The sequence below is a fragment of the Bradyrhizobium sp. JR4.3 genome, assembly GCF_040547695.1.
GTDB classification, from domain to species: Bacteria; Pseudomonadota; Alphaproteobacteria; order Rhizobiales; family Xanthobacteraceae; genus Bradyrhizobium; species Bradyrhizobium canariense.
Map to the genome: position 1 here is coordinate 1 of NZ_JBEPQF010000095.1, position 1267 is coordinate 1267.

Here is a 1267-nt window from a genome sequence, read left to right on the forward strand (position 1 = left end):
GTTGGTGTTCTCGTTAGTGCCGCGCTGCCAAGGGCTTTGCGGGTCGCAGAAGTAGACCTGGATACCCGCATCGATCTTGAGACGATCGTGCTGAGCCATTTCGGCTCCCTGATCCCAAGTCAGCGATCGACGCAGTTCTTCGGGTAAGGTGATGACGGTGCGCGTGATCGCATCGCGCACGGCTTCGGCCCCGTGTCCCGCGAGCGCAGGTCCGTTCTTCACGCGCGGAGCTTCGCCATGCCCCGCCAACCGGGGAAGGTGCAATAGCATCGTGAAGCGCGTCGTGCGCTCGACCAGCGTGCCGATTGCCGAGCTGCCAAGACCGAGGATGAGGTCTCCCTCCCAATGTCCCGGCACTGCTCGATCGGCAGCTTCAGCAGGGCGCTCACTGATCATGATCTCCGGGGAGACAAAACCCTTGCCTCGCCTGCGTACGCGCGCTCTGGGCATCCGTAATACACGCCCTGTTCGCAAGCAGGCCGTCAGCTCGCGGCGCAGCGCCCCACGGCCCTGAACGAAGAGAGCTTGATAGATAGCTTCGTGGCTGATGCGCATCGTCTTGTCGTCCGGGAAGTCGATCGGCAAGCGTCGGGCAATCTGCTCGGGGCTCCAGGCTTTGGCCCATCGCCGATCCTTGCGCGGGCCATGCCGGCGCCCCTTCCACGGAACGACGGGACCAAGAACGGGAGCGCCGCTCGGGGCTACGACGTCGCCAGCAAGTCTCTCCTGCACATAAGTGCGCAAGGTTGCATTGAGCGCAAGCTTGGTCGGCTTGGGCCGGCGGGCGGATCGATCCGCATGCCATTGCGCAGTTGTTGCCCGATACTCCAACCCGCCGCCGCGGGTGGCCGCGTTGCGCCGCAGTTCACGGGAGACTGTCGAAGCAGCCCGCCCCAGGCGACGTCCAATCTCCTGTATGGAATGGCCCTGCACCTTGAGCAGTGCGATCTCCTCGCGCTCAACCAACGAGAGGTGCCGCCCGGAGAGCGCCTTTGCCGAAGATCTGAACATCGCTGGTGGCATGCCGCCCGCCTTTCGGAATAATCTGCTTCCGACAGGTTGTGACAATCCGGCTTCCAGCGCAGCACCTTCGCTACTTAGCCCCGCGGCAATCGCCCGCCAAAATTTATTCTGTTCATTGCGTCCTGCAACAGACGGCCGTCCTGGCGATGGCAATGGGGCTCGTCCTGATTGCGCCGATCGGCGCCTTACAATGTTCATCGCAACCTCAAACCTCCGAGTGTTGCGACGACCGATTGAATCCGCC

1 protein-coding gene is annotated in these 1267 nt (G+C 63.0%); it reads right to left on the reverse strand.

The genetic code is table 11. The annotated features are described in order from the left end of the window. The coding region (locus ABIB91_RS41660) for an IS30 family transposase (RefSeq protein ID WP_354172988.1) at positions 1-1221 on the reverse strand (1221 nt) is incomplete at its 3' end. Positions 1222-1267 lie beyond the last annotated feature (46 nt).